The sequence below is a fragment of the Microbacterium sp. Ru50 genome, from assembly GCF_002920555.1.
GTDB lineage: Bacteria > Actinomycetota > Actinomycetes > Actinomycetales > Microbacteriaceae > Microbacterium > Microbacterium arborescens.
The window spans coordinates 1,680,100-1,706,899 of the sequence record NZ_PQSV01000001.1 but is presented as its reverse complement, the minus strand read 5'-3'; the positions used below and the strand labels follow the sequence as shown (position 1 = coordinate 1,706,899).

The 26,800-nt window shown below is 70.9% G+C and carries 30 protein-coding genes and 3 tRNA genes; 26 read left to right on the top strand and 7 right to left on the bottom strand.

Annotated features, from left to right (window positions below; translation table 11 throughout):
- Positions 1–65: 65 nt before the first annotated feature.
- Entirely contained in the window at positions 66–1,223 is a 1,158-nt protein-coding gene (locus C3481_RS08060; RefSeq protein WP_103841553.1) for a polysaccharide deacetylase family protein, read from the bottom strand.
- A gap of 138 nt (positions 1,224–1,361) precedes the next feature.
- Between C3481_RS08060 and C3481_RS08055 the strand changes: the two genes are divergently transcribed.
- The 4 genes from C3481_RS08055 to C3481_RS08040 all read left to right on the top strand — a co-directional run bounded on the left by C3481_RS08055 (position 1,362) and on the right by C3481_RS08040 (position 3,869).
- Complete coding sequence (locus tag C3481_RS08055; protein ID WP_103841551.1) at positions 1,362–2,246, top strand: DUF72 domain-containing protein; 885 nt, start codon at positions 1,362–1,364, stop codon at positions 2,244–2,246.
- 16 nt (positions 2,247–2,262) lie between these two features.
- Positions 2,263–2,400, top strand: coding sequence for a hypothetical protein (locus C3481_RS08050; protein WP_199484999.1), 138 nt, complete (start codon positions 2,263–2,265; stop codon positions 2,398–2,400).
- Positions 2,401–2,481: 81 nt separating this feature from the next.
- Complete coding sequence (locus tag C3481_RS08045; RefSeq protein ID WP_103841548.1) at positions 2,482–3,177, top strand: SOS response-associated peptidase; 696 nt, start codon at positions 2,482–2,484, stop codon at positions 3,175–3,177.
- 32 nt (positions 3,178–3,209) lie between these two features.
- Complete coding sequence (locus C3481_RS08040; protein WP_146053635.1) at positions 3,210–3,869, top strand: hypothetical protein; 660 nt, start codon at positions 3,210–3,212, stop codon at positions 3,867–3,869.
- Between the two features lie 17 nt (positions 3,870–3,886).
- On the opposite strand, the gene C3481_RS08035 is transcribed toward C3481_RS08040, so the two are convergent.
- The 4 genes from C3481_RS08035 to C3481_RS08020 all read right to left on the bottom strand — a co-directional run bounded on the left by C3481_RS08035 (position 3,887) and on the right by C3481_RS08020 (position 4,600).
- Positions 3,887–4,165 carry a hypothetical protein gene (locus C3481_RS08035; RefSeq protein WP_146053634.1) on the bottom strand — a complete coding sequence of 93 codons (279 nt, stop codon included), beginning with the start codon at positions 4,163–4,165 and terminating at the stop codon, positions 3,887–3,889.
- Between the two features lie 124 nt (positions 4,166–4,289).
- Positions 4,290–4,362: transfer RNA gene (locus C3481_RS08030), tRNA-Phe, on the bottom strand.
- Between the two features lie 70 nt (positions 4,363–4,432).
- Positions 4,433–4,506, bottom strand: a tRNA-Asp gene (locus tag C3481_RS08025).
- Positions 4,507–4,527: 21 nt separating this feature from the next.
- A tRNA-Glu gene (locus tag C3481_RS08020) sits at positions 4,528–4,600 on the bottom strand.
- Positions 4,601–4,828: 228 nt separating this feature from the next.
- Here C3481_RS08020 and C3481_RS08015 point away from each other — a divergent pair.
- Positions 4,829–6,262 (top strand): M23 family metallopeptidase, encoded by a 1,434-nt coding sequence (locus C3481_RS08015; protein ID WP_071918665.1) that lies wholly within the window; start codon positions 4,829–4,831, stop codon positions 6,260–6,262.
- Positions 6,263–6,345: 83 nt separating this feature from the next.
- Here C3481_RS08015 and C3481_RS08010 read toward each other — a convergent pair whose 3' ends face one another.
- Positions 6,346–6,879, bottom strand: coding sequence for an inorganic diphosphatase (locus tag C3481_RS08010; RefSeq protein ID WP_064956402.1), 534 nt, complete (start codon positions 6,877–6,879; stop codon positions 6,346–6,348).
- A 159-nt stretch (positions 6,880–7,038) separates the two neighbouring features.
- On the opposite strand from C3481_RS08010, the gene tilS reads away from it, so the two are divergent.
- The 21 genes from tilS (at position 7,039) to C3481_RS07905 (ending at position 25,390) form a co-directional block, all read left to right on the top strand.
- A complete protein-coding gene (gene tilS / locus C3481_RS08005; RefSeq protein WP_103841539.1) occupies positions 7,039–8,040 on the top strand; it encodes a tRNA lysidine(34) synthetase TilS in 1,002 nt (333 codons plus the stop codon).
- A gap of 9 nt (positions 8,041–8,049) precedes the next feature.
- Complete coding sequence (gene hpt, locus C3481_RS08000; protein ID WP_023952935.1) at positions 8,050–8,601, top strand: hypoxanthine phosphoribosyltransferase; 552 nt, start codon at positions 8,050–8,052, stop codon at positions 8,599–8,601.
- Between the two features lie 97 nt (positions 8,602–8,698).
- Positions 8,699–10,714 carry an ATP-dependent zinc metalloprotease FtsH gene (ftsH, locus tag C3481_RS07995; RefSeq protein WP_023952934.1) on the top strand — a complete coding sequence of 672 codons (2,016 nt, stop codon included), beginning with the start codon at positions 8,699–8,701 and terminating at the stop codon, positions 10,712–10,714.
- Positions 10,715–10,723: 9 nt separating this feature from the next.
- Positions 10,724–11,314, top strand: a complete 591-nt coding sequence (gene folE, locus C3481_RS07990) for a GTP cyclohydrolase I (RefSeq protein WP_103841537.1) — start codon at positions 10,724–10,726, stop codon at positions 11,312–11,314.
- Positions 11,311–12,138 carry a dihydropteroate synthase gene (gene folP / locus C3481_RS07985; protein ID WP_103841535.1) on the top strand — a complete coding sequence of 276 codons (828 nt, stop codon included), beginning with the start codon at positions 11,311–11,313 and terminating at the stop codon, positions 12,136–12,138. Before folE ends, folP begins: the two co-directional genes overlap by 4 nt.
- Positions 12,135–12,503, top strand: coding sequence for a dihydroneopterin aldolase (folB, locus tag C3481_RS07980; RefSeq protein ID WP_088379852.1), 369 nt, complete (start codon positions 12,135–12,137; stop codon positions 12,501–12,503). Before folP ends, folB begins: the two co-directional genes overlap by 4 nt.
- On the top strand, positions 12,500–13,048 hold the full coding sequence (folK, locus tag C3481_RS07975) for a 2-amino-4-hydroxy-6-hydroxymethyldihydropteridine diphosphokinase (RefSeq protein ID WP_103841533.1): 549 nt from the start codon (positions 12,500–12,502) through the stop codon (positions 13,046–13,048). The genes folB and folK overlap by 4 nt, the downstream gene beginning before the upstream one ends.
- On the top strand, positions 13,045–13,533 hold the full coding sequence (locus tag C3481_RS07970; RefSeq protein ID WP_023952928.1) for a DUF3180 family protein: 489 nt from the start codon (positions 13,045–13,047) through the stop codon (positions 13,531–13,533). The genes folK and C3481_RS07970 overlap by 4 nt, the downstream gene beginning before the upstream one ends.
- The gene (locus C3481_RS07965) at positions 13,481–14,089 is read left to right on the top strand and encodes a PH domain-containing protein (protein WP_023952926.1); all 609 of its coding nucleotides are present in this window, start codon (positions 13,481–13,483) and stop codon (positions 14,087–14,089) included. The genes C3481_RS07970 and C3481_RS07965 overlap by 53 nt, the downstream gene beginning before the upstream one ends.
- Positions 14,086–15,993, top strand: a complete 1,908-nt coding sequence (locus C3481_RS07960) for a PH domain-containing protein (RefSeq protein ID WP_308457277.1) — start codon at positions 14,086–14,088, stop codon at positions 15,991–15,993. Before C3481_RS07965 ends, C3481_RS07960 begins: the two co-directional genes overlap by 4 nt.
- On the top strand, positions 15,990–16,694 hold the full coding sequence (locus C3481_RS07955; protein WP_023952922.1) for a DUF2520 domain-containing protein: 705 nt from the start codon (positions 15,990–15,992) through the stop codon (positions 16,692–16,694). The genes C3481_RS07960 and C3481_RS07955 overlap by 4 nt, the downstream gene beginning before the upstream one ends.
- Positions 16,691–17,329 carry an SUMF1/EgtB/PvdO family nonheme iron enzyme gene (locus C3481_RS07950; RefSeq protein WP_103841531.1) on the top strand — a complete coding sequence of 213 codons (639 nt, stop codon included), beginning with the start codon at positions 16,691–16,693 and terminating at the stop codon, positions 17,327–17,329. Before C3481_RS07955 ends, C3481_RS07950 begins: the two co-directional genes overlap by 4 nt.
- A gap of 198 nt (positions 17,330–17,527) precedes the next feature.
- The gene (gene lysS, locus C3481_RS07945) at positions 17,528–19,045 is read left to right on the top strand and encodes a lysine--tRNA ligase (RefSeq protein ID WP_103841529.1); all 1,518 of its coding nucleotides are present in this window, start codon (positions 17,528–17,530) and stop codon (positions 19,043–19,045) included.
- 96 nt (positions 19,046–19,141) lie between these two features.
- Positions 19,142–20,311, top strand: coding sequence for a DUF4192 family protein (locus tag C3481_RS07940; RefSeq protein ID WP_103841527.1), 1,170 nt, complete (start codon positions 19,142–19,144; stop codon positions 20,309–20,311).
- 5 nt (positions 20,312–20,316) lie between these two features.
- Entirely contained in the window at positions 20,317–20,508 is a 192-nt protein-coding gene (locus tag C3481_RS07935) for a hypothetical protein (RefSeq protein ID WP_064956394.1), read from the top strand.
- Positions 20,509–20,573: 65 nt separating this feature from the next.
- Complete coding sequence (gene cls / locus C3481_RS07930) at positions 20,574–22,043, top strand: cardiolipin synthase (RefSeq protein WP_258039092.1); 1,470 nt, start codon at positions 20,574–20,576, stop codon at positions 22,041–22,043.
- A 60-nt stretch (positions 22,044–22,103) separates the two neighbouring features.
- Complete coding sequence (locus C3481_RS07925) at positions 22,104–22,838, top strand: hypothetical protein (protein ID WP_023952912.1); 735 nt, start codon at positions 22,104–22,106, stop codon at positions 22,836–22,838.
- Between the two features lie 171 nt (positions 22,839–23,009).
- Positions 23,010–23,648, top strand: coding sequence for a CalY family protein (locus tag C3481_RS07920; RefSeq protein ID WP_258039054.1), 639 nt, complete (start codon positions 23,010–23,012; stop codon positions 23,646–23,648).
- Between the two features lie 8 nt (positions 23,649–23,656).
- Positions 23,657–24,298, top strand: a complete 642-nt coding sequence (locus tag C3481_RS07915; protein WP_036304703.1) for a SipW-dependent-type signal peptide-containing protein — start codon at positions 23,657–23,659, stop codon at positions 24,296–24,298.
- 7 nt (positions 24,299–24,305) lie between these two features.
- A complete protein-coding gene (locus tag C3481_RS07910; protein WP_103841521.1) occupies positions 24,306–24,923 on the top strand; it encodes a S26 family signal peptidase in 618 nt (205 codons plus the stop codon).
- Positions 24,920–25,390, top strand: a complete 471-nt coding sequence (locus C3481_RS07905; RefSeq protein ID WP_064956388.1) for a hypothetical protein — start codon at positions 24,920–24,922, stop codon at positions 25,388–25,390. Before C3481_RS07910 ends, C3481_RS07905 begins: the two co-directional genes overlap by 4 nt.
- A 19-nt stretch (positions 25,391–25,409) precedes the next feature.
- Here C3481_RS07905 and C3481_RS07900 read toward each other — a convergent pair whose 3' ends face one another.
- Entirely contained in the window at positions 25,410–26,777 is a 1,368-nt protein-coding gene (locus tag C3481_RS07900; protein ID WP_103841519.1) for an aminotransferase class V-fold PLP-dependent enzyme, read from the bottom strand.
- Positions 26,778–26,800: the final 23 nt, after the last annotated feature.

Sequence of the window (26,800 nt, the reverse complement as noted above, 5' to 3'; positions counted from 1 at the left end):
AATTCACACAGTACTGAGGATTCATATGCGTACAAGCGGTTGACTCTTTGGATATCGCCTGAGATTCACCCGATGGCCTTCTTGATGTCATCCACGGTCATCCCGTAGTTGACCCGCACCACAGGCAGGGCCAGCTTGTCGGTTCCGATCGAGACGTAGCCGGGCTCGATGGTGCGAGCCATCTCGAAGCCCGCGTCGGCGACCGCTTGCTTGGCGGCGTCGTTGTAGTGGCCGAACGGGTAGGCGACGACTTCCTTCGTTCCGCCCAGCACGCTCGCCGAGGTGTCGAGGTCGGCGACGATCTCGTCATGCGTCCAGGTGACGATGCGTCCCTTGCCGTCGGCGCCTGCGGCGTGCATGTCGTGGGTGTGCGAGCGCTTGAGCACGTACGGCGTGAGCTCGGGGCCGGACCCGTTGCCGGTGATCACGAAGGATGTCGTCATCACGCGGTACTTCTCCACCAGCGGCACGGCGAGCTCGAGCCACGACGGATCGGCGTCGTCGTCGGTGACGATCACCGAGTGGTCGGGCAGGAAGAGCCTGCCGTCGATGAAAGCGCTCAGCTCCGGCCACGTCGGCAGGTAGAACTGCTGCTCGGAGATGTAGCGCAGGTGGGCTTCCCAGTCGCCGACGTAGGCGTAGTTGCCCCGCAGCCAGCCGGATTCGCCCTCGGGCTTGGTGGTGAACTGGTGGTACATCAGGATCGGGATGCGCGTCTTCGCGGCGGTGTTGTCGGCGGCGCTCATCCACGCGGCGTGCACCGTGCGCTGCTGGGCGTCGCAGGCGACGACATCCGCACCGTTGAGCCGGCCGGGGATGGACAGCGCCGCGGCATCCTCGGCGGTGTCGTACCAGCCGGCGAACACCATGCCCTCGCGCGAGGGGATCGGAAGCGAGGCGTACGGCTTTCCCTGCGTCTCGAGCACCGGGGCGATGTCGATCGCGTCGCCGGTGAATGAGAGGGCGCACGCGTTCGGGTCGTTCGCGTCGGCGACGAGCTGTTCCGCCGGTGACAGAGGTTCGGGCGTCGGCGTCTCGGGCCCGGGGGTGGGGGTGCCCGCGGATGCCGCCGGGTCGGGGTCCGTGCTCGTCCGATGCATCGCGGCGACGGTGAACCAGCCGCCGACCGCTGCGACGAGGAGGACTCCGGTGAGAGCCGCGCTGATGCCGACGACCCGGCGCCTGCGCTGTCGCCGCGCGTTCGAACGTCGCGTTGCGGCCATCGTTACTCCCCCTGTGGTGCCCGGTGCGTCCGTCGAATCCTAGGGTGCGCGGCTGAGGACGCCGGCCCGCGTTCCCGGCTGCCGCGCGGCGGGCAACCCCCTTCCGCGTCCGGCCGGCGCGGCGAAGACTGCCGGATCATGAACGCGTACGCAGCTCCCGCCGCCCCGGGTCGGGTGCGCGTCGGCATCTCCGGGTGGCGGTACGCCGGGTGGCGCGGCGACTTCTACCCGACGGGACTCGCGCAGCGGCGCGAGCTCGAATACGTGGGCGAGCGGATGTCGACGGCCGAGCTGAACGGGTCGTTCTATTCGTTGCAGCGCCCGTCGAGCTACCAGCGCTGGCGGAGCGAGGTGCCCGCGTCGTTCGTCTTCGCGGTGAAGGGCTCGCGCTATGTCACGCACATGCTGCGCCTGCGCGGTGTCGAGACGGCGCTGGCGAACTTCTTCGCCTCGGGAGTGCTCGCGCTCGGGCGGCAGCTCGGACCTGTGCTCTGGCAGCTGCCCGAACGCGAGGAGTTCGACGCCGACGTGCTCGCAGAGTTCTTGGCGCTTCTACCGCGGACGACCGGCGAGGCGCTCGCGCTCGCCGAGCGGCACGACGAGCGCCTCGACGGGCGGGCGTGGCTCGAGATCGAGGACGACCGTCCGATCCATCACGCTCTCGAGCCTCGGTCGGCCGGGTTCGGATCGGATGCCGCGCTCGCGCTGCTGCGTTCGCACGACATCGCTCTCGTGGTGGCCGACACCGCCGGACGCTTTCCGCGGTTCGAGGAGGTCACGACAGCGGGGCACGTGTACGTCCGGCTGCACGGCGCGACCGATTTGTACGCCAGCGGGTACACCGATGCCGAGCTCGACGAGTGGGCGGACCGCATCCGAGGATGGGCCGACGGGTCGGCGGCATCCGACGGTCGGCCGCGCGACGTGTGGGTGTATTTCGACAACGACGCGCGGGGGAGGGCGCCGCACGATGCCGTCGCACTCGCCCGGCGGTGCGATGCGGCGTTTAGGCTCGGCGGGTGACCGATCGGGATGGCGCGTGAGCGCGCAGCCGGCACCGTGGGTCTGCCCGACCTGCGGCGATCCGCTGCGCTTCGAGATCCTCGACGACGAGGCGTTTCTCGTGGCGTGGTCGTGCCTGAACTGCGGACTCGTCCGGGTTACCGAGCCGGCCTGAGCCCGGTGTGCCTCCGTACCTCGGCCAAGGTGCAGAGGTATCTGCTCGACGCCGTCCGCCCCGGGTCCTAGGGTCGCTGATATGTGCGGGCGATTCGCGAACGACGCCAAGACGGACGAGCTGATCCGGGAGTACGTCGCCGAGGGCGGCGACCCCGAGGACTGGGTGAGATCGTGGGCTGGCGCCTACTCGATCGCGCCGACCGAGGATGCTCCGATCGTCCGCGACCGGGGCGAAGGGCGGGTGCTGGAGCTCGTCCGCTGGGACTGGCAGAAGCCGGCGAATCGCCCGCGGGGCGGTCCGATCATCAACGCGCGGATGGAGAAGCTCGGCCAGGGATTCTGGGCGCCGGCGTTCAGCGCGGCTCGGTGCATCGTTCCGATGCGGGGCTACTTCGAGTGGACCGGCGACAAGACCCCGAAGACCCCGCACTTCCTCCACGGCGACGGCTTGCTCTCGGCTGCCGGGCTCACCTGGTCGATGGAACTCCCGACCGGCGAGAAGACGCGCTGCTTCGTCGTCATCACCCGCGAGGCGCGCGATGCGAGCGGACAGGTGCACGACCGGATGCCGGCGTTCCTGACGCCGGACACGTGGGATGCCTGGCTGACGCCCGAGAAGCTCACCGGCGACCGCAAGGCGGAGACGCTCGCGATGCTCGAGCACACCTCCGGTCGGGTCGCCTCGACGATCCGCGAGCACGTCGTCGACCGCAAGGTCAGCAACTCCCGCACGGTCGATCCCGCCGACCCGACGCTGCTCGACCCGGTGGCCTAGTGAAGGGCGCCCGGCTCTTCACCGTGGGTACCTTGCCTCGCAGCTTTGCGGCGCTCGCCGTCGTTGTCGGCGGGCTGTCGGCGGTCTTCAGTTCTGGCGCGACGCTCCCTCTGTTTCGCGACACCCTCCACTACAACTGCTCGTGGGGCGCCGGCGGGGCGTTGGCAGACAGTGGCGAATGGGTCTGCGGCGACGGCCTCGGGTACTTCGGTGTCGCGGTGGGGCTCGGCGGCATGTCGGCATTGCTGCTGCTCGTCGGCCTCGTCGTCGCGGCAGGAGGGCCGTCGCGACGTCGCGCGGTCACGCTCATCGTGTTCGCATCGGGGTCGGTCGCGTGGATCAGCTGGTGCGGGTTTCATTCCGCCACGGTCTACACCGGGGCTCGCCCTGCCGGCGAGACGGGACTCGGATCATGGGCCGAGGTGCTGGTCCCGGGCCTGAGTCTTTGTGCCATCGGTTTGGTGGTCGGCGCTGCCGGGGTCGCGGTCGGGCGGCGATGGTCGCTCGTAGCGGTCACAGTCGGGGCCTGTCTCATGGTCCTCGGCACGACGTTGCAGCTCGGAATCGGGGTCTCGACGCTCGCGGCCGCCGGATTGCTCCTCGCGGCAGGCATCCAGCGGTTCGCATCAGTGTCGGCGGAGCAGTCGTCGTCACTCGAAGCCGTGGTGGCCGCGCCCCCGTTGCGCCGGTGACCGCGCGCCGGTCCGCCTCAGTCGTGTATTCGCGGGTGTGACTGATCACCGTCTCCCGCTGGCTCCTGGCGGTAGTCGTACGCCGGGTCTGACCGCTGCCACAGGAGATACCCGTTGAGCCCCGTCGCGAGGCCGACGAAGTGCAGCGCCGGGTAAATCAGTGCAGGTGCGGCCGGAAGCACGCCCGCGAAGACGATCGACGCGATGAACGCGGCGGCACTGAGCGCCGCTGACGCCAAGGCCCAGCGGCGGAGGCGCTTCGTCCGTGGGCTCTGCGGCGGCCGCGACGCATTCATGCCTCGACGATAGGTCCTCGCCCGGGCGGCCGGCGCGACGCGCGGCGACACCGGGGCAAAGCAAAACCCCCGCCATGTAGAAGCTAGGCGAGGGTTTCTGGGGCCGTTGTAATGACGGTCCGTGTGGCTCCGACGGGCGTCGATCCCGTGACCTCACGATTTTCAGTCGTGCGCTCTACCAACTGAGCTACAGAGCCGCATGGCGTCAGAGATGCCATGTCCTAGACGAAAGGCCCTCTGGAAACCAAAGGGCCCGTCGCTTTAGAGCGACCCTGACGGGACTTGAACCCGCGACCTCCGCCGTGACAGGGCGGCACGCTAACCAACTGCGCTACAGGGCCATGCTTATTAAGTTGTGGGAGTGACCCCAACGGGATTCGAACCCGTGCTACCGCCGTGAAAGGGCGGCGTCCTAGGCCGCTAAACGATGGGGCCGAGCGAACCCAGACCCGGGAGTCAAACGTTCACGCTTACCGAGGGACAAGCATATGCGATCCGGCGCCGATGTGCGAATCGGGGGCGTGGCGTCCGCCGCCCGGGCGTGTCTGCGGGGCACAATGGCCCGGTTCGCGCGCGCCGGACGCAGCCCCCGACGCTTTCGGCGATGTGACGGGTGTTGCTACTGTGAACGAAGTTGCCCACGCGATATGGAGGATCACCCGCGTGCGATACGAGAGCCTCGACTCCCCGGAAGACTGCGGCTGCGCCCCGACGCCCGCAGAGAGCAAGAAGCTCTCGCAGCTGATCTCGCGCCGCGGCGCCCTCGGTCTCGGCGCCGTCGGCTTCGTCGCAGCGACGGCGTTCCTCGCCCCCGGCATCCCGTCCGCCTTCGGTATCGAGGGCTACCCGTCGTGGGATGACGTGCAGCGCGCCAAGGGCAACGAGTCCGCGAAAGCCGCCGAGATCGCGCGCATCGAGAAGCTGATCGCCGACCTCACCGCCGACGTCGCCTACAAGCAGGCCGAGGCCGAACGGCTGGGGGCCGAGTACGCCAAGGCGCAGGCCGACTTCGAGGATGCCGCGTACCGCGCGACCTCGCTTCAGGAGCAGGCTGACGCCCAGTCGGCAGCCGCCCTCGAGGCGGCCCGCCGAGCCGGAAAGCTCGCGGCGCAGCTCTACCGCAACGGCGGCGACGACACGAGCCTCAAGCTCTTCTTCTCCGACTCCGCTGCGAGCGCCGATGACCTGCTCGCCCGACTCGGCACGATGGACAAGCTGCTGCAGGCGAACCGCGGCATCTACACGGATGCCGTCGCCGCCCGCGAGACCGCGCAGAGCCTGAGCGATCAGGCCGGCGTCGCCCGCGATGAGCGCGACCGCCTGCAGAAGGAGGCCGAGCAGAAGCTCGCCGCCGCTCAGGAAGCAGCAGCGGTCGCCCAGGCCGCCCTCGAAGAGCAGACCGCCAACATGGCGACCCTCCAGGCTCAGCTCGCGGCGCTCAAGGACGAGACGGCGGCCACGGTCGCCGGCTACCAGGCGGGCGTCGAGGAGGAGCGTCGCCGCGAAGAGGCCCGCAAGCAGCGCGAGCGCGAAGAAGCAGCCCGCCGTGCCGCGGAGGAAGAGCGTCGTCGTCAGGAAGCTGCAGCGGCGGCCGCTGCGGCAGGCAACAGCGGTGGTGGCGGCGGCGGCGGAGGCGGCGGTAACAGCGGTGGCGGAGGCGGTGGCGCCGGTCAGGTTCAGCCCTCCGGATGGGTGCGCCCCGGCCCCGGTTACATCAGCTCGTGGTTCGGCAACCGCGGCACGATCTGCTCGAACGGGTACTGCACCACGGGTCACCGCGGCATCGACTTCGCCGGCGGTTGCGGCGCGCCGATCTACGCCGCCGCATCCGGGACGGTCGTCCACGCCTCCTACACCGGCGACTGGGGCAACTACATCAAGATCGACCACGGCGGCGGCATCATCTCGGGGTACGCGCACATCCAGAACGGCGGCTACAACGTCGGATACGGACAGCGCGTCTCGGCCGGACAGGTCATCGCCTACGCCGGCAACACCGGCATCTCACAGGGCTGCCACCTGCACTTCGAGATCTACCAGGGCGGCGTCCGCATCGACCCGGCGCCGTTCCTGCGCAACCGCGGCATCTCGGTCTGAGCCTCAACGCTCACGAGCCCGGAACGACGAAGGAGGGGCGGATGCCGCAGCATCCGCCCCTCCTTCGTCGTTCCGGGTGAGACTCAGAGCGAGTTGGGCGCTTCGCCCTCACCCTGCGTCTTGGTCTGGCCCTCGTGCTCCTCGAAGCGCTCGAACGCCTCGGCGACGAGACGCTCGGCCTCGGCGGCGTTGGCCCACTCGTCGACCTTGACCCACTTGTTGGGCTCGAGGTCCTTGTAGTGCTCGAAGAAGTGGCCGATCTCGTTCTTGGTCCAGTCGTCGATGTCGTCGACATCCTGGATGTGGGCCCAGCGCGGGTCCTTCGCCAGCACGGCCACGACCTTGTCGTCGCCGCCGGCCTCGTCGCTCATCTTCAGCACGGCGACGGGGCGGACCTTCGCCAGCACGCCGGGGTAGATGTCGCGGTCGAGCAGCACGAGCACGTCGAGCGGGTCGCCGTCTTCACCGAGGGTGTTCTCGAAGAAGCCGTAGTTGCTGGGGTATCCCATCGGCGTGAACAGCACGCGGTCGAGGAAGACCCGGCCGGTGCCGTGGTCGACTTCGTACTTCACGCGGCTGCCGCGGGGGATCTCGATGACGGCGTCGTACGCGCCCATACGTGTGCTCCTTCGATAAGACGGTGGGATGCCGCCGTCCAGCCTACTTCGCGCCGCTCGCCGTGCCGCATACAGGCTCAGCCCGAGTTTCCCGCCCGAGGCTGCGCCTGCCGAGGCTTCTCAGCCCGCCGACGGCACGGGCCCGGTTACCGTAGGGGCGTGCCGTCGCTGAACCCCGCCCTCGCCGAGGTCCGTCGCGCCGTCCGCGCGTCGCTGTCGGCACTGCCCGCGGGCAGCACCGTGATCGTCGCGCTCTCGGGCGGCCCCGACTCGCTGGCCCTCGCCGCTGCGACCGCCTTCGAGGCCCCGAAGCTCGGCCTGCGCGCCGCGTCGGTGACGGTCGACCACGGATTGCAGCCGGGCTCCGACGAGGTCGCGCTCGCCGCCGCCCGCACCGCCGCGGAGCTCGGTCTCGACCCGCTGGTCGTGAGCGTCGAGGTCGGCACCGCGGGCGGCCCCGAGGCCGCGGCCCGTGAGGCGCGCTACGGCGTGCTGAGCGATGCCGCGCGCGACGCGAACGCCGCCGCCGTGCTGCTGGGCCACACGCTCGACGACCAGGCCGAGACGGTGCTGCTCGGGCTCGCTCGAGGTGCCGGCGCGACGAGCCTCGCGGGCATGGCCCCCGACCGCACTGATGATGATTCGGGCGTGCGCTGGCTTCGCCCGCTGCTCGCGGTCCGCCGAGCGACCACGGTCGCGGCGTGCGCGGCGGCCGGACTCGACCCCTGGCTCGACCCGCACAACCGCGACGACCGCTTCCGGCGGGTGCGGGTCCGCGAGCGTGTGCTGCCCCTCCTCGAGTCCGAGCTCGGTCCGGGCGTGGCCGAGGCGCTGGCCCGCACCGCCGAGCAGCTGCGCGAGGATGCGCAGGCCTTCGACGACATGATCGCCGAGACGATCGAAGACATCGTCGAGCCGGCCGAGGCGGGCATCGCGATCTCTGTCGCGGCGCTCGCGGCGAACCCGCCGGCGCTGCGCCACCGCATCATCCGTCACGTCGTGCAGAGCGAGTTCCACGAGAGCCTGTCGCGCAGCCAGACCCTCGAGGTCGCCCGGCTCGTGACCGACTACTCCGGCCAGGGACCGATCGACCTTCCCGGATGCCGCGCCCGCCGCGTCGGCCGACTCGTCGAGTTCTCGGCGGCCGGGAGCGGCGCCTAAACTCGTCGCATGCGTGCCGCCGAGATCGCCGACCAGCTCACCGACGTCCTCGTCACGGAGGAGGAGATCCAGGCCAAGCTGGCCGAGCTCGCCGCCCGGGTCGAGGCCGACTACGAGGGCAAGGAGCTCATCCTCGTCGGCGTCCTCAAGGGCGCGGTGATGGTCATGGCCGACTTCGCCCGCGCGCTCAAGCGCGACATCACGATGGACTGGATGGCGGTGTCGTCCTACGGCGCGAGCACGAAGTCGAGCGGTGTCGTCCAGATCCGCAAGGACCTCGACGCCGACCTGCACGGCAAGCACGTCCTGATCGTCGAGGACATCATCGACTCGGGCCTCACCCTCAGCTGGCTGCTCGAGAACTTCCAGTCGCGCGGTGCCGAGTCGCTCGAAGTTCTCGCCCTCCTGCGCAAGCCCGAGGCGGCGAAGGTCGAGATCGACTGCCGGTACGTCGGCTTCGACATCCCGAACGACTTCGTCGTGGGCTACGGCCTCGACTACGCGGAGAAGTACCGCAACCTGCGGGATGTCGCCATCCTCGCGCCCCACGTCTACAGCTGAGCGGGCGTCGATCCCTCGTCGGGCGAGCCGGCTCCCGGTACGCCCAAAACGAACGCACAGAGCCCGCATAGTCGTCGCGGGGTAGCCTGATCGCACCATGGACGTCAAGAAAGTCACGCGCAACCCGCTGATGTACGTGTTGCTCATCGGCGCGCTGCTGCTGATCGGCTTCATGCTGATCTCCAGCCTCACCGGTGCGAAGCAGATCACGACCCAGCAGGGCTTCGAGCTGCTCAAGGGCGACACCGTCACGAAGGTGCAGACCACGGACGGCGATCAGCGCGTGGATCTGACGCTCTCGGAGGATTTCGAGGGCTCGAAGCAGGTGCAGTTCTACTACACCTCCGCGCGTGCCGACGAGGTCGTCGCGGCCGTCGACGCGGCGAACCCCGCCGACGGGTACAACGACGTCGTGCCGCGGGCCACGTGGTTCGACGGCTTCCTCTCGCTCATGCTGCCGCTCGTGCTGCTGGGCCTGCTCTTCTGGTTCCTGATGTCGAGCGCGCAGGGCGGCGGCAGCCGCGTCATGCAGTTCGGCAAGTCGAAGGCCAAGCTCGTCACGAAGGAGACCCCGACGGTCACCTTCGGCGACGTGGCCGGCTCTGACGAGGCCATCGAGGAGATGCAGGAGATCAAGGACTTCCTGAAGGACCCGACCAAGTTCCAGGCCGTCGGCGCTCGCATCCCGAAGGGCGTGCTGCTGTACGGCCCTCCCGGAACCGGTAAGACACTCCTCGCACGCGCTGTCGCGGGCGAGGCCGGCGTCCCGTTCTACTCGATCTCGGGCTCGGACTTCGTCGAGATGTTCGTCGGCGTCGGCGCGAGCCGCGTTCGCGACCTCTTCAAGGAGGCGAAGGAGAACTCGCCCGCCATCATCTTCATCGACGAGATCGACGCCGTCGGCCGCCACCGCGGCGCCGGCATGGGCGGCGGTCACGACGAGCGCGAGCAGACGCTCAACCAGATGCTGGTGGAGATGGACGGCTTCGATCCGAAGGTCTCGGTGCTCGTCATCGCGGCGACGAACCGTCCCGACATCCTCGACCCGGCGCTGCTGCGTCCGGGCCGCTTCGACCGGCAGATCGGCGTCGACGCCCCCGATCTGAAGGGCCGTCAGAAGATCCTCGAGGTGCACGGACGCGGCAAGCCGCTCTCGCCCTCGGTCGACCTCGCCGTCATCGCTCGCAAGACCCCGGGCTTCACCGGTGCCGACCTGGCGAACGTGCTGAACGAGGCCGCGCTGCTGACCGCGCGCTCCAACGCGCAGCTGATCGACATGCGCGCGCTCGACGAGGCGATCGACCGCGTGATCGCCGGTCCGCAGCGCCGCACCCGCGTCATGAAGGACAAGGAGAAGCTCATCACGGCGTACCACGAGGGCGGCCACGCCCTCGCCGCTGCCGCGATGAACCACTCCGACCCGGTCACGAAGGTCACGATCCTCCCGCGCGGCAAGGCGCTCGGGTACACGATGGTGCTGCCGCTCGAAGACAAGTACTCCGTCACGCGCAACGAGCTCCAGGACCAGCTCACCTACGCGATGGGCGGACGCGTCGCCGAGGAGGTCGTGTTCCACGACCCGACGACCGGCGCCTCCAACGACATCGAGAAGGCCACCGGCATCGCCCGCAAGATGGTCACCGAGTACGGGATGACGACCGAGGTCGGCCCCGTGAAGCTCGGGTCGTCGTCGGGCGAGGTGTTCATGGGCCGCGACATGGGTCACGGCCGCGACTTCTCCGAGCGCATCGCCGAGCGCGTCGACGCCGAGGTCCGGCTGCTGATCGAGCAGGCCCACAACGAGGCGTACGAGGTCATCAACGCCAACCGCGACATCCTCGACAAGCTCGCGCTCGCGCTGCTCGAAGAGGAGACCCTCGACCACCTGCAGCTCGCCGAGATCTTCAAGGACATCAAGAAGCTCCCGCCGCGCCCGCAGTGGCTCTCGAGCCAGGACCGCCCGGTGTCGTCCCTGCCCCCGATCGACGTCCCCAAGCGTCGCGAAGAGGCCGGGCTGGCGGCATCCACCGTCGCCGAGACCGAAGCCGAGACCGCCGCCGAGCGGGCTCCGCACCGTCGCCCCTCGGGGCAGGCGCGACCCGCGACCGCGTAGGCTCGGGGCGTGGCCGTCGATCGCGAACGCGTCGCCGCCCTCGTGCGCGACCTGCTCGAGGCGATCGGGGAGGACCCCGACCGTCCCGGGCTGAAGCAGACCCCGCAGCGGGTCGCCGACGCGTACGCCGAGTTCTTCTCGGGAGTCGGTGCCGACGCCGCCGAACCGCTCGCGCACACGATCTCGGTGGCGCGGGGTCCGGCGCCCGACACGCTGCCGTCGGGCGCGGTCATGGTGCGCGGCATCCGGTTCCGTTCGTTCTGCGAGCACCATCTGCTGCCCTTCGCGGGGCACGCCCACATCGCGTACCTGCCGGGCGAGCAGGTCGTCGGGCTCGGCGCGCTGCCGCGCGTGGTCGACACCCTCGCGGCGCGGCCGCAGGTGCAGGAGCGTCTGGGCGAGCAGATCGCCGACACGATCTCGGGTGCGCTCGACGCGCGCGGCGTGCTGGTCGTGCTCGATGCCGCCCATGAGTGCGTCACGATGCGCGGCGGACGTCAGGCGGATGCCTCGACAGTGACCGTCGCCGCCCGCGGCGTCTACACCGAGCCGGCCGAGCGGGCCGAGCTGATCGCCCTGATCTCAGGCGGCGCGGCATGACGACGATCATGGGCATCCTCAACATCACGCCCGACTCGTTCAGCGACGGCGGGCGGTACCTCGATCTCGACGCCGCGATCGGCCACGCTGAGACGCTGCGACGAGCCGGCGCGCACATCGTCGACGTCGGTGGCGAGTCGACCCGCCCGGGTGCCGAGCGCGTCGACCCCGACCTCGAGCGCGGTCGTGTCGTCCCGGTGATCGAGGCCCTCGCAGCGCGGGGGATCGTCGCGAGCGTCGACACCATGAACGCCGGCACCGCTGCAGCCGCCGTCTCCGCCGGAGCCCGGATCGTCAACGACGTCTCGGGAGGCCTGGCCGATCCCGACATGTTCGCCGCGGTCGCGGCATCCGACGCGGACGTCGTCATCGGACACTGGCGCGGACACTCGACCGATATGTATGCCACCGCCCGCTACGACGACGTCGTCGCGGAAGTGGTCGCCGAGCTCCAGGAGCGCGTGAGCGCGGCAGCCGCGGCCGGTATCGCCCCCTCGCGCATCATCCTCGACCCGGGCATCGGCTTCGGTAAACGCGGCGAACAGAACTGGGCGGTGCTGCACCGCCTCGACCGCATCGTCGGACTCGGGAGGCGTGTGCTCGTCGGCACGAGCCGCAAGGGCTTCCTGCGCGAGGCGATCGGAGACGCCCCCGGCGCGGACACCCCCGGCGCGGACGGCACCGACATCGGCCGTCGCGACCTCGCGACCGCCGTGACGAGCGCGCTGGCCGCCGACGCGGGAGCGTGGGGCGTGCGGGTGCACGACGTCGCGACGACCCGAGACGCGCTGGCGGTGCGCTCGCGGTGGCGGGAGGGCTCATGAGCGATCGGATCACGCTGCGCGGCATCCGGGCCGTCGGGTATCACGGCGTCTACGAGCACGAGCGGCGCGAGGGTCAGGAGTTCATCGCCGACGTCGAGCTCGACCTGTCGCTGGCCGATGCCGCCGCGAGCGACGACGTCGCCGACACCGTCCACTACGGGGAGCTGGCCGAACAGGTCGCCGCGATCCTGTCGGGAGAGCCGGCGAACCTCGTCGAGACGGTCGCCGACCGCATCGCCCGTGCGGCTCTCGCCTTCGACCGTGTGGATGCCGTCGCCGTGACCGTGCACAAGCCGCAGGCGCCCATCGCGGTGCCGTTCGGCGATGTCAGCGTGACCCTCAGCCGACGACGGGAGAACCGATGAGCCGCCGCCTCGCCCAGGAATCGCCCGAGCCCCGTGCGGCCGAGAACCCCGCCGCGCGCCGAGCCGTCATCGCGATCGGTGCGAACCTCGGCGACCGGGCCGAGACCGTCGCACGCGCGATCGCGGACCTCGACCGGCTGCCGCTGACGCAGGTGGTGCGCGCCGCCGAGCCGATCGAGACGGTCGCGCTGACCCTCGACGGCCCGGATGCCGCGGCCCCCGCCTATCTCAACTCCGTGGCCCTCGTCGAGACCAGGCTCGCCCCCAGCGTGCTCCTCGGCTACCTGCACGCGATCGAGGAGCGTCACGGCCGGGCCCCGCGCTCGGCCGATCAGGCCCGGTGGCAGGATCGCACGCTCGATCTCGACCTCATCGCGCACGGCGACGTCGTGTGCGAGACCCCGACGCTCGTCCTGCCGCATCCGCGTGCGCACGAGCGCGATTTCGTGCTCCGGCCGTGGCTCGCGGTCGACCCCGACGCCGTGCTCCCCGGACGCGGGCGCGTCGACGCGCTGCTGGCGGCTCTGCCCGGGAGCACGCTGTGAGACGAACCTCTCCCGCGACCCTCATCGTGTCGGCGGTGCTCGGCATCGCCGCGGGGTTCGTCATCGACCAGGTGCTCACGGGCGCGGGCCGCGCGACCTTCACCCCGTCGGTCATGCTCCCCGTCCTGTTCGTGCTGCTGGGAGTCTCGGTCATCGCCCTCGCGCTGCCGATCCGCCGGGCGACCCGGGGCCAGGCTCCGCGGGTCGACCCGTTCCGGGCGGTGCGCGTGGCGATGCTCGCGAAGGCGTCGAGCATCGTCGGGGCGCTCGTCGGCGGTGTCGGCGTCGGCCTCCTGCTCTTCCTTCTCACACGGCCGGTGCCGCCGTCAGTAGGCTCGACGGGAGCGGTCGTCGCCGCGATCGTCGGAGCCGTGGTGCTCGTGGCGGCCGGTGTGATCGCAGAACAGCTCTGCACCATTCGGAAGGACGACGATGACGACCAGCCCGGACCACCCGAGCCCGACGCCACTCCCTCCCACCACTGACGCTGCGGAGCCGGGTGCGATCGACGCCACCCTCGACGCCGGCACCTACGACCGCATCCGCGAGCCGCGCGGTGCCGGGAGGCTCGCCCTCGAGCACGGCGTCTGGCACCAGATCTCGCGCAAGTACCTCGCCGTCCAGCTCATCAGCAACGGGTTCATCCTGGCGATCATCGTCGCCGTGATGCTCGTGCTGCTCCTGGTGGCCGATCAGTCGTGGGCGCTCATCCCGGGCGTCATCCTCATCGTGCTCACCGTCGCGGGCATGGCGATCCTGCCGCGCCAGGTGCGCTCGATCGGCTACCAGCTCCGCGAGGACGACCTCGTCTTCCGTCGCGGCATCCTGTGGCAGCGCATGGTGGCCGTGCCGTACGGGCGGATGCAGCTCGTCGACATCACGCACGGGCCCCTCGACCGCGGATTCGGCATCGCGCAGCTGAAGTTCGTCACCGCCGCTGCAGCGACGGGCGTCGTGATCCCGGGCCTCACGCAGCAGGCCGCCGAGGCGCTGCGCGACCACCTCATGTCGGTGGCGGAATCGCGGCGGACCGGGCTGTGAGCGACTCCGTTCCGAGCCCGCCCCCGGCCGACGCGACCGTCTCCGCGCCGCCGTCCGAGCTCGTCCGCTCGCCGCTGAGCGACGGCGAGTGGCATCGGCTGCATCCGCTGACGCCGCTGCTGCGCGGCGGCCTGGCGCTGCTCGTGGTGCTCGGCATCGTCGTCGCGAACATGCGCGACCGGCTCATCAGCATCTTCGTGCCGGCGCTCGCGCCCGATGCGCCCATCGACGAGTGGGAGGAGTACGAGGCCGCCGGCGACCCCATCGGGTGGGTGCTGGCGAACAACCTCCTGCTGATCGCCCTGCTCGTCACCGTCGGCCTGCTCGCGCTCATCATCGGGGCGTTCTATCTGTCGTGGCGCTTCCACACGTTCCGCATCACCGACGACGACGTCGAGGTGCGCAGCGGCATCCTCTCGCGCACGCAGCGCCGCGCACCGCTCGACCGGGTGCAGGGCGTCAACCTCACCCGCCCCGCGGTCGCGCGGCTTCTGGGGGCGGCGAAGCTCGAGATCGTGGGTGCGGGCGCCGACGCGAACGTCAAGCTCGAGTACCTCTCGACCGGTAACGCCGAGACGATCCGCGCCGACATCCTGCGGCTCGCCTCGGGACAGCGCCTCGCCGAGCAGCGGGCTGCCGCGGCAGCCGCCGGCGGAGCGCGCATCGCGGTGGCCGACACCGTCGCACGCGGCATCACCGGTCTCATCGAAGGCGACGATGCGGATGCCGCCGAGCCCGAGTCCGTCGTGCGCATCCCGCCCGGGCGACTCATCGGGTCGCAGCTCGCCAGCTGGGGCACCGTCGTGATCCTCGCGGGCGCCACCGCGCTCGCGATCGCCCTGTCGCAGGGCGTGTTCTGGGTGCTCTTCGCCTACTTCCCGGCACTGCTCGGTTTCGGGGCGTACTGGGTGCGGACGATCGTGAAGTCGTTGCGCTACTCCATCGCGCCGACGCGTGACGGCGTGCGCGTGACGTTCGGCCTGCTCACGACCGTGTCGGAGATTCTGCCTCCCGGACGCATCCACGCCGTGGAGATCACGCAGTCCATCCTCTGGCGCGGGTTCGGGTGGTGGACGGTTCGGATCAACCGCATGACCGGCCGAAGCGCCTCCGACACGACGACCGACCAGTTCACCACGGTCCTTCCCGTCGGCACGCTCGCCGACGTCGAGCGGGTGCTCGGCCTCATCCTGCCGTCGGCCAGCGAGGAGGAGCGCGCGGCGATCATCCGCGACGGTGTGCTCGGCGGCTCGTCCGCCGGGGGATACGTCACGACGCCGCGGCGCGCACGCATCGTGCGTCTGCTGTCGTGGCGCCGGAACGGTCTTGCCATCAACGGCGACCTGCTGATGCTGCGACGCGGGCTCATCTGGCGCATGCTCGCGGTGCTGCCGCTCGCGCGGCTGCAGTCGGTCGCGCTGCACCAGGGGCCGGTCTCACGCGCGCTGCGGGTCGCGACGCTGCGCGCTCACACCGTCTCGGGGCCGGTGCTCACCGCGGTCGCGGGCATCGATCGCGACGACGCGATCGCGGCGTTCGAGCGCGTCGCCCGGGTGGCCGTCGCCGCGGCGGCATCCGACCGCTCGCACCGCTGGGCGGAGACGACCGATGCCGACGGACCGACGGATGCCGACGCGCTGGCGGATGCCGACGCGCTGATGGATGCCGTCGAGCCGGTGCCGCCCGTTCCGGCCACGCCTGTTCCGGCGCCCAGCCCGAGTGCCGGCCCGAGCCCCGTGCCGCCCCCGCCGAGCGCGACGGAGCTTCCGCCGGGCACTGTGCCGCCCCCGCCCTATGCGCCTCCGTTCGTGCCTCCCGTGGAGCAGACGCCTCCCGTGGAGCAGACGCCTCCCGCGGAGCAGACGCCGCCGGCGGGGCAGACGCCTCCGGAGGGTGGACGATGACCGCGAACTCGCGCCTGGGCGTCGGCATCATCGGCGCCGGCCGGGTGGGGCCTGTTATCGGCGCGGCGCTCGCGGGTGCCGGTCATGCGCTGACCGGCGTCACCGCGGGTTCCGATCGGGAACGCGTCGACGCGGTCATCCCGGGGGTGCCGGTGCTCGACGCCGACGAGGTCGTGCGCCGCAGCGAGCTCGTCGTCATCGCGGTGCCGCACGACGAGCTCGGCCCGCTGGTCAGCGGCCTCGCCGAGCTCGGTGCCTGGCAGGTCGGGCAGCTCGTGCTGCACACCGATCCCGGGCACGGGCTCGACGTGCTGGCGCCCGCGGCCGCGCGAGGCGCCATCCCGCTCGCGGTGCACCCGGCGATCGCGTTCACCGGGTCGACCCTCGACCTCCGCCAGCTCACGGGCGCCTACGCCGCGGTGACCGCGCCGGCAGCCGTCCTGCCGATCGGGCAGGCGCTCGCCGTCGAGCTGGGCTGCGAGCCCGTCGTCGTCGCCGACGCCGACCGTCCGGCCTACGGCGAGGCGATCGCGACCGCGACGCAGTTCGCCGCCTCGATCGTCCAGCAATCGGCCGCGTTGCTCGAAGACGCCGGAGTCGACGCCCCGGGGCGCTTCCTCTCGACGCTCGTGCACTCGACGGTCGACCGTGCGCTCACCGCCGCGGGCCGGGGCGCGGACCCCGACGACGAACTGCTGTGAGCGACGTCGAGCTCGCCCGCATCCCGGCCGGAGAGCTGCCTGTCGCCGGCGCGGGGCGGGGACCGCGGGTCGCCTCCTTCGAGATCGGCGTCTATCCCGTGACCGAAGAGCAGCTCGGGGAGGTGCTCGGGATCACCGCCGCGCATCCCCGTCGCCCGGCCGTCGCGGTGTCGTGGCTTCGGGCCGTGCGCTTCTGCAACGCGCTGTCGGAGTGGGAGGGGCTCGATTCCGCCTACGCCGTCGACGGCGACGAGGTGCACTGGTACGACGACGCCGACGGGTACCGGCTGCCGACGGAGCGCGAGTGGGAGTACGCCTGCCGTGCGGGTTCGGCGGCGGCGCACTACGGCCCGCTCGCCGAGATCGCCTGGACCGCGGCCGACAACCTCTCGTCGCCGCAGAACGTGGGCGGGCGGCATCCGAACCTCTTCGGCCTGTTCGACATGCTCGGAAACGTCTCGGAGTGGTGCTGGGACCTCTTCTCCCCCCACACCGGGTCGCGCGACCGGGTGTTCCGGGGCGGTGGGTTCGCCGACGCCGCGACATCCGTGCGGGCCGGCACGCGCCGCGGGGCCCGCCCCGACAGCGCGCACGACGACATCGGCCTGCGCGTCGCCCGCGGTCCCGTCGCGTAGCCGGCCGGCTCGGCGCTGCCGGCGGCGTGCTGGGTGCACATTCGTCGGACCGGCGGTGCTGGAGTCGTGCCGCGGCGCCGCCGAGGCGACACCAGCACCGCCGGTCCGACGGGTGTATCGCCGAGCACGGGTGTATCGCCGAGCAGCCGTGGCGCGCTCGGTAGACTGGCACGTCGAATCCCGAGGAGTTTTTCTGCCATGAGCGACGCGCCCGTGCCCCCCGTCGACGACGCCGACGACGTCATCGAGCAGAAGGCCGTGCGCCTCGCCAAGCGCGAGCGGCTGCTGAGCGAACGAGCGGATGCCGCGGGCGGCGCCTATCCCGTCGCCGTGGCCGTCACCGACACCATCCCGGCGCTGCGCGAGCGCTTCGCCGACCTCGAGGCGGGCGCCGAGACCGGCGTGACCGCGTCGGTCGCGGGACGCGTCGTGTTCAGCCGCAACACCGGCAAGCTCTGCTTCGCGTCGCTGCAGTCGGGCGACGGCAGCCGCATCCAGGCCATGGTCTCGCTCGCCGAGGTCGGCGACGAGCCGCTGCAGGCGTGGAAGGAGCTCGTCGACCTGGGCGACCACGTCTCGGTCACGGGCCAGGTCATCTCCAGCCGCCGCGGCGAGCTGTCGATCATGGTGTCCGCGTGGCAGATCGCGTCGAAGGCGCTGCTGCCGCTGCCGAACCTGCACTCCGAGCTGAGCGAGGAGAGCCGCGTGCGCTCGCGCTTCCTCGACCTCATCGTGCGCGACACCGCGCGCGAGACGGTCGTGGCCCGAGCGAAGGTCAACGCTTCGCTGCGTCGCACGTTCGACGAGCACGGCTTCCTCGAAGTCGAGACCCCGATGCTGCAGGTGCAGCACGGTGGTGCCGCCGCGCGCCCGTTCATCACGCACTCGAACGCCTTCGACACGGAGCTGTACCTGCGCATCGCGCCCGAGCTGTTCCTCAAGCGCGCCGTCGTGGGCGGGATCGACCGCGTGTTCGAGATCAACCGGAACTTCCGCAACGAGGGCGCCGACTCGACCCACAGCCCCGAGTTCGCGATGCTCGAGGCCTACCAGGCGTACAGCGATTACAACGGCATCGCCGATCTGACGCAGGAGCTCATCCAGAACGCGGCGATCGCCGTCGCGGGATCGACGACCGTCACGTGGGCCGACGGCACCGAGTTCGATCTCGGCGGCGAATGGGACCGCATCTCGATGTACGACTCGCTCTCGGCCGCCGCGGGGCGCGAGATCACGCCCGCCACCTCGCTCGAGGAGCTCCAGACGCTCGCCGCCGAGGTGGGCGTCGTCGTGCCCGAGAAGGTCGCGACGCACGGCAAGCTCGTCGAGGAGCTCTGGGAGCACTTCGTCAAGGGCGGGCTCGAGCGCCCCACCTTCGTGATGGACTTCCCTGTCGACACGTCGCCGCTCGTCCGTGAGCACCGCACGATCGCGGGCGTCGTGGAGAAGTGGGACCTCTACGTCCGCGGCTTCGAGCTGGCGACCGGCTACTCCGAGCTCGTCGACCCGGTCATCCAGCGCGAGCGTTTCGTCGAGCAGGCCAAGCTCGCCGCTCGCGGCGACGACGAGGCGATGCGCGTCGACGAGGAGTTCTTGCGGGCGCTCGAGCACGGGATGCCGCCCACCGGCGGCATGGGCATGGGCATCGACCGCCTGCTCATGGCGATCACGGGCCTCGGCATCCGCGAGACGATCCTCTTCCCGCTGGTCAAGTAACCGCCGATTCCTGCGAGGCCGCGAGGTCCGTCCGGGTTTCCACATCCCGTCCCGCTCGCGCTCTGCACCGCCTCGCCCGGCGCCAGCCTGGTCTGCATGACCACGACTGTTCGCGCCGCGGATGCCGCGCACTTTCTCTCCCTCGTTCCTCATCTGCTCGGCTTCGTCCCGAGCCGAAGCCTCATCGTGGTGCCTTTCGCGGGGTCGCGGAGCCTCGGCGCGATGCGCGTCGACCTGCCGACCGGCGCGCTCGGCGACCTCGACAGTGCCGCTGCGACGATCGTCGGGATGGTGTGCCGCATTCCGGACGCCGATGCCCTGACAGCGATCGCGTACGTCCCGGAGTCGGCGGCTGACGGGCTGCCGGGGGTGCCCGTCCTGACGGCGGTCAGCCGGGCGGCCGACGTCTGCGGTGTGCGGGTCGTCGACCTGCTGACCGTCGCGACCGACGGCTGGGGGTCGCACCTCGATTCGTCGTGCCCGACGGGCGGCCGGTCTCTCGACGAGATCGAGCGGGCCGCTGCGCGGCACCCCGGTCCGGGCCCCGATCCCGCGATCGACAGCGATCACGCATCGGGCGCCGTTCTGCCGCGTCGTAGCGCCGCAGAACGGCGCGCGGTGGGCGGCGCGCTCCGCTCGCTCGAGACGGCGCTCGCGGTGGTGTGCGGCATCCCCCGGGTGGGCGGTGGCCGCCGGCATACGCGCGAGTCGGGGGCGGAGGGCGGCGGTGTCGACCCCGCCGCACTCGAGGCGGCGTGCGAGCTCGACGCCCCGCCGCGACTGTTCGAGCGGGTGCTCGGGGGCGATCCCGCCGAGCTCGACCCTCTCGTCGTGGCGCTGCTGGTCTGGTGCCTGTCACGACCGTCGCTGCGCGATGTCGCCCTCGTGCAGTGGGCGACGGATGCCGACCGCGGCGAGGACGCCCTCGAAGCCCAGCGACGGTGGGAGCGAGGTGAGGAGTATCCCGAACGGCTCGGGCGCATCATGTGGGGCGACGGCGACAGACCCGACCCCGACCGCCTGCTCGCCGCGCTCGCGGTGGTGCGCGAGGTAGCCGCGCTGGCCCCGCGTCGATTGCGGCCGGGACCGCTCGCGCTGTGCGCGTGGCTCGCCTGGGCGCTGGGGCGATCCACGCATGCCGCGTCGTACGCCGAGCGGGCGCTCGAGATCGACCCCGACCACGGGCTCGCCGAGATCCTGGCGTCGTTCGCGCAGATCGGCCACCTGCCCGACTGGGCCTTTCATCAGCGGGGACACGTACGATAGGGGGCATGGACGAATACGTGAGCGCGGTCATCTGGTCGCTGCTGCCGACCCTCGTGGTCTCGGTGCTCTTCGTCTTCGTCCTCCGCGGCATCTTGCGCATGGATCGCACCGAGCGCCGGGCGTACGCGAAGATCGAGGCCGAGGAGCGTGCGGCCCGTGGGCTCGCCGCTCCCGCGCCCGACAGCTCGGCCCCCTGAACCCGTGGGATGAGCGGTCGCGCCCGATACGCTGATTCCGAGGAGATCGGAGGGGCGGCGTGACGATCGAGTTCACCGCGTTCGAGTTCCCCGGTTGGTGGCTCGTCCTGGTCTTCATCGCCGACCTCGTCATCCGCGTCACGGCGATCATCGTCGTGCCCCGCAATCGGCGCCCCACGGCCGCGATGGCGTGGCTGCTCGCGATCTACTTCATCCCGTTCGTCGGCGTGCTGCTGTTCCTTCTGATCGGCAATCCCCGTCTGCCGCGAAAGCGGCGCCGGATGCAGCGCGAGATCAACCAGTACATCCGCGAGACCAGTCAGGGGCTCGACTTCGGCACTCTGCGTCCCGACGCCCCCGCGTGGTTCACCTCGGTCGTCACGCTCAACCGCAACCTCGGCGCGATGCCGCTCGCGGGCGACAACGGCGCCGAGATCATCTCCGACTACGAGGAGAGCATCCGCCGCATGGCGGAGGAGGTCCGCAAAGCCGAGCGGTACGTGCACGTGGAGTTCTACATCCTCCAGTCCGACGAGACGACCGACGTCTTCTTCGCCGCGCTCGAAGAGGTCGCCGCGCGCGGTGTGACCGTGCGCGTGCTCCTGGACTACTGGGCCAACCGCGGCAAGCCGAACTATCGCGCCACGGTGAAGCGCCTCACGGCGATGGGCGCGGACTGGCACCACATGCTCCCGGTGCAGCCGCTGCGCGGCAAATACCAGCGGCCCGACCTGCGCAACCACCGCAAGCTCATCGTCGTGGACGGGCGGGTGGCGTTCACCGGGTCGCAGAACATGACCGACTCGACCTACAACCTGAAGAAGAACATCAAGCGCGGCCTGCACTGGGTCGACCTGATGGTGCGGGTGCAGGGTCCCGTGGTGGCGAGCATCGACGCGGTGTTCCTCTCGGACTGGTACAGCGAGACCGGCTCGGCGCCCTCCGAAGACGTGGGTCTGTTCGAGCTCGAGAGCGGGCCGGGCGACCTGGACTGCCAGATCGTCCCGTCCGGGCCCGGGTTCGAGTTCCAGAACAACCTCAAGCTGTTCACCGCCCTGCTGTTCGCGGCGCAGAAGCGCGTCATCATCGTGAGCCCGTACTTCGTGCCCGACGAGGGGCTGCTGCTGGCGGTGCAGACGGCCTGCCAGCGCGGCCTGCAGGTCGAGCTGTTCGTCTCGGAAGAGGGCGACCAGGCGATGGTCTACCACGCCCAGCGCAGCTACTACGAGGCGCTGCTGCGGGCGGGCGTGAAGATCTGGATGTATCGCAAGCCCTACATCCTGCATACGAAGAGCCTGACGATCGACGACGATGTGGCCATCATCGGCTCGAGCAACATGGACATGCGGTCGTTCGGTCTGAACCTCGAGATCTCCATGCTCGTGCGCGGCGAGGAGTTCATCGCCCAGCTGCGTCAGGTCGAAGACCAGTACCGGTCGCTCTCGCGTGAGCTCACCCTCGAGGAGTGGATGAAGCAGCCGCTCCGGTCGACGGTGCTCGACAACCTCGCGCGCTTGACCTCCGCGCTGCAGTGATCGGGTTCTGAGACGATGCGCGGCGACGCGACACTTTCGGGATGACGGAAGGATGAGACCATGACGACGACACGCACGACCGCGGCATCCGCTCTGCTGCTCCTCTCGGCGCTCGCGCTCGCAGGCTGCGCCACGACCCCCGGCGGGGCCGCGCCCGGCGACACGGGTGCCAGCGGGTCGGATACCGGCTCGGCGGCGCCGTCGCAGGACGCCGATGTCGAGGCGGCGTGGCTCGACGGCGGCCGTGCTGTCGGCCTCGTGACTTACGGCAGCTCCTCGTGTCAGCCCGTCGTCGGCGAGGTGACGGCGTCGGGACAGACGGTCACCGTCGCGCTCACCGACCCCGAGGGCGCGGCCTGCACGCGCGACTACGTTCCGCGCGCGTCGTACGTCGGGCTGCCGGCGGGCGTCGACCCCACCCAGGACGTCGACATCGTCGTGACCGGCGGATACACCGGCGACGCCGATCTGGACGGAGTCGCCGGGCTCGAGGGGCCGACGGGCGAGGTGACCGGCGACATGGTGCCGAGCGCCGGCTGGTTCGATGACGCGGGACTCGTGCTGCTCACCTGGGGTTCGTCGAGCTGCCCGCCCGTGTTCGAGACCGTGGCGCTCGACGGTGACGCGGTGCGCGCCACCGAGGCCGCCGGAGCGGCCGATCAGGTCTGCACGATGGACTACGCCCCCCGGCTGAGCGTGCTCGGGGTCGACGGCGTCTCGGACGACGCTCGTCCGGGCGAGATCGTGCTGGTGTCGCCCGCGGGCGACGAGCAGCGCATCGCCGTCATCGGCTGACGCTGAGTTCGGGGCGCGGGTCTCAGTAGTCGGCGAACCCGGCTACTGAGGGATGCCGAGGATGAATCCCGGTGTACTGGTCTCGGCACGGAAGCCTCTCGGACCTGCACATTCCGCGGCTACAGTCCTCAGGATCTGAACCGTCCGCGTCGCGCCCGAGGAGCCCCGCCCATGACATCCGCACCCGCATCAGCAGAACCATCCCGGGCGGATGCGTCCCCCGACCCGCAGCGCCGCCGGCGGATGGCGCTGGCGCTCGCCGCGGGCGGCCTGGTCCTCGGGGTCGGTGCGATCGTCACGCTCGCTGTCTGGAACGACTCGGAGTTCGCCACGGGAACGTTCGGCGCCGGGTCGTTCGACCTCCAGGGCAGCACCGACGGGACGACGTTCACGAGCGATGCCGCCGCACCGGGTAAGACCCTCACCTTCACGCTCGACGCCGACGCCCTCGCCCCCGATGACGTGGTCTACGCGCCGTTCGCCGTGCAGCTGTCGGGCACCTCGACGAACGAGGCCGCCGTCTCTGTCGAGAACGTCATCGGCGGAGCCATCGGCGACGACCTCACGTACTCGCTTTTCGTCGAGGACGACTTCGGCGTGACGTGTTCGGCAGCCACCCCGCCCACGGGCACGGAGGTCGTCGCAGACCGTGCCGCCGACGCGACCGGAACCGTCGACGTCTTCGACCTCACCGCCGCCGGGACCCCGGTGAACCTCTGCTTCGTGGTCACTGCCGGTGCGATCGAGCAGGGCGAAGCCGGGACGATCACGTGGGAGTTCGCGGGTACCTCGGGCGACACGCTGCCCTGATTCCGCGGATGCAGACGAGAGGGGATGCGCGACGCCGGTGGCGGCGCCGACGCGTCCTGGCGGTCCTCGCGGCGGGAAGCGTGCTCGGGGTGGGCACGGCATCGACGATCGCCGCCTGGACCGACAGCGAGGTGGCCACCGGGTCGTTCGTCGCGAGCGTCTTCGACACGCAGTCGCAGACGGCTGGCTCTCCAACCTATGCGAGTCACGCGACGGCGCCGAATGCGGCGACCCTGACCTTCTCGGGTGGTGCGCTCTCACCGGGTGCCCTCGCTCAGGCCTGGATCAACGTGCGCACGTCGCCCGCCTCGACCGTCGGGGGCACGATCTCGCTGACATCCGCGACCGCGACCGGCGGGCTGGCGCCGGCACTCGAGTACCGCGCAGTCCGGCTGAGTGCCGCAGTCCCCACCGCGACCTGCAATGCCGCAGCGTTCACGTCGGGCACCCCCGTCTTCGTCGCGGGCAGCGCCTCGACCTACATCCCGGTGACCACGGTTCCCGGCACCATCGTCGCGAACCCGATCGACGCCGCGGGGGCGCAGCTCGGTTTCTGCGTCGAAGTGCGCATCCAGCCCGGTGCGGCCAACTCCTTCCAGGGAACCTCCGGAACGGTGACGTGGACGTTCACGGGAACATCGGCGAGCTGAGATCCGTATGACCTCGCCGACCACGGTGACGAAGCTGACGAAGCCGGCGACCCGCGCCGAAGCCCGGACGGCGCGGGTCGTGACCCCACGACGGCGGCCCCTCTCGCGCGTCGGTGACGCGATGCTCGTGCTCGCTGCGGCGACAGGAGCGCTCTGCATCGCGCTGACGATCGCGGCGGCCGTGTTCGACGTCCGGGTGACGCTGTTCAGCACCGGCTCGATGTCGCCGACGATCCCCGCCGGTGCGGCGGCCGTCGCTCGCGGCATCCCGGCGTCCGAGGTCCGCGTGCGTGACGTCGTGACCGTCGAGCGCGCGGGCAAGCTGCCGATCACGCACCGGGTGACGAGTGTCGTCGCGGTTCCGGACGGTGACCCCGAGGCGCGTCGGATCACGATGCGCGGCGACGCGAATGTCGTCGAGGATCCGTTCCCCTACGACGTGGAGCGCGTTCGGATCGTGATGTTCTCGGTTCCGGGCATCGCGCCGCTCATCGCTGGCGTGGGGACGCCGCCCGTCATGGCCGGGGTGACCGGGGCTGCGACGGTGCTCGTCGTGGCGATCTTCTGGCCGCGGCGAGACCGGGGAGACCGGTCGCGGCGGCGTAGGCCGAGGGGGCGCGCGTGAGCTCCCCGCGGCCTCGGAGCCGTTCGTGGTTCGTCGCCGCGGGGCTCGCGCTCGCCGGGTGCGTCGCCGTCGGGCTGATCGCACCGGTGGAGACGGATGCGGCCTGGGTCGACGCCGAGGTCGCCGCCTCGACGAGCCTCTCGGCCGTGACCGTGACATCGCCCGGTGCGGTGCGGTGCGTGCAATCCGGGCTGCTCGTTCCCGCGGTCGTCGGGTGGAACACGGCACCGGTGGGCGGCAATATCACCGGGTACCGGTGGACGCTCGTGGGCTCTTCCAACCGCTCCGGCACGCTTCCGGCCACGGCCACGTCGGTATCGCTCGCGCCAAGCCTCGTCGAGCTCGGCTCGTCGGTCTTCACCCTGTACGCCGTCGGCCCCGGCGGGTGGGAGCGTGCCGCCACCAACACCGCGACGATCGGCTTCCTCTCCGTCGCGCTCGGCCTCACGTCGTCCTGCGCGACGTGATGAGGCCCCATCGCGTCGATCAAGCCATCGTGTCGAGGATGCCGGTCAGGTCGTCGTACGTCGTGCGGGGGTTGAGGATCGCGAACCGGGCGTTCGTCCGCCCCGTGTGACTGCTCGGGGTGACGAACGCGTGCTGACGCTCCAGCAGATCCGACGACCAGCGCGCATAGTCGGACCGCTCCCACCCGACCCGCTCGAAGACGACGACACCGAGCTGAGGTCGGCGCACCAGTGTGAGCTCCGGGCGGCGTTCGATCTCGGCGGCGATGCGCTCGGCGAGCTCGATCGACCGCGTGATCGCGTCGCGGTACACGTCGGTGCCATAGGTCGCGAGCGAGAACCACAGCGGAAGGCCGCGCGGCCGGCGCGTGAGGTGCACGGCGTAGTCGGACGGGCTCCAGTCGGAGGTCTCGGTCAGCGTGTCGAGGTACTCGGCGTGCTGCGTGTGCGCCCGTCGCCCGAGCTCGGGGTCGCGGTAGATCAGCGCGCACGCGTCGAACGGCGCGAACAGCCACTTGTGGGGGTCGACGATGACCGAGTCGGCGTTCTCCACACCGGCGAAGCGGTGGCGCGCGATCGGGGAGAGCATCGCCGCGAGGCCGTAAGCGCCGTCGACGTGCAGCCACACGCCGTGCTCGCGCGTGACAGCCGATACGGAGGCGATGTCGTCGACGATGCCGAAGTTCGTCGACCCGGCGGTCGCGACGACGGCGAAGACGCTCTCGCCGTGCTCCGCGAGTGCGGCGCGCACCGCCTCGCCCCGCAGCACGCCGTCATCGGCCACGGGTACCGCGACGACGTCGACGTCCATGACGCGGGCCGCCGACGCGATCGAGGAATGCGCCTCGGCGCTGCAGACCACACGCCAGCGGTCGGGACGGATGCCGCGCCCGCGGGCGGACTCGCGAGCGGCGACGAGCGCCGAGAGGTTGCCGAGCGTGCCGCCCTGCACGAAGACACCACCGGCGCTCGCGGGCAGCCCGAACTCGTCGGCGAGCCAGCGCAGCACCTCGTTCTCGGCGTGCACCGCTCCGGCGCCCTCGAGCCACGACCCGCCGTAGAGCGCGCTCGCCGAGACGACGAGATCGAACGCCGCGGCGGCCTTCGACGGGGCGCTCGGGATGAAGGAAAGGTAGCGGGGGTCGTCGGTCGAGATGCACGACGGCGCGAGGATGTGCTCGAAGACGCCGATGGCCTTGCGTGCGCCGATACCGCCCGCGTCGATCGTCCGCCCGGCCAGGCGCCGCAGTTCGGAGGGTGGCAGGGGCTTGTCGAGCGGGGTGTCCTCGGCGAGGAGCCGGCCGCGCGAATACTCCAGCACGAGATCGACGATCGCGCGCGTCTCATCGGTGACGTCGTGCATGCGGGCGGGGAAGCGCTCGGTCATGGGTCCTCCTTGCGTCGAGGGTA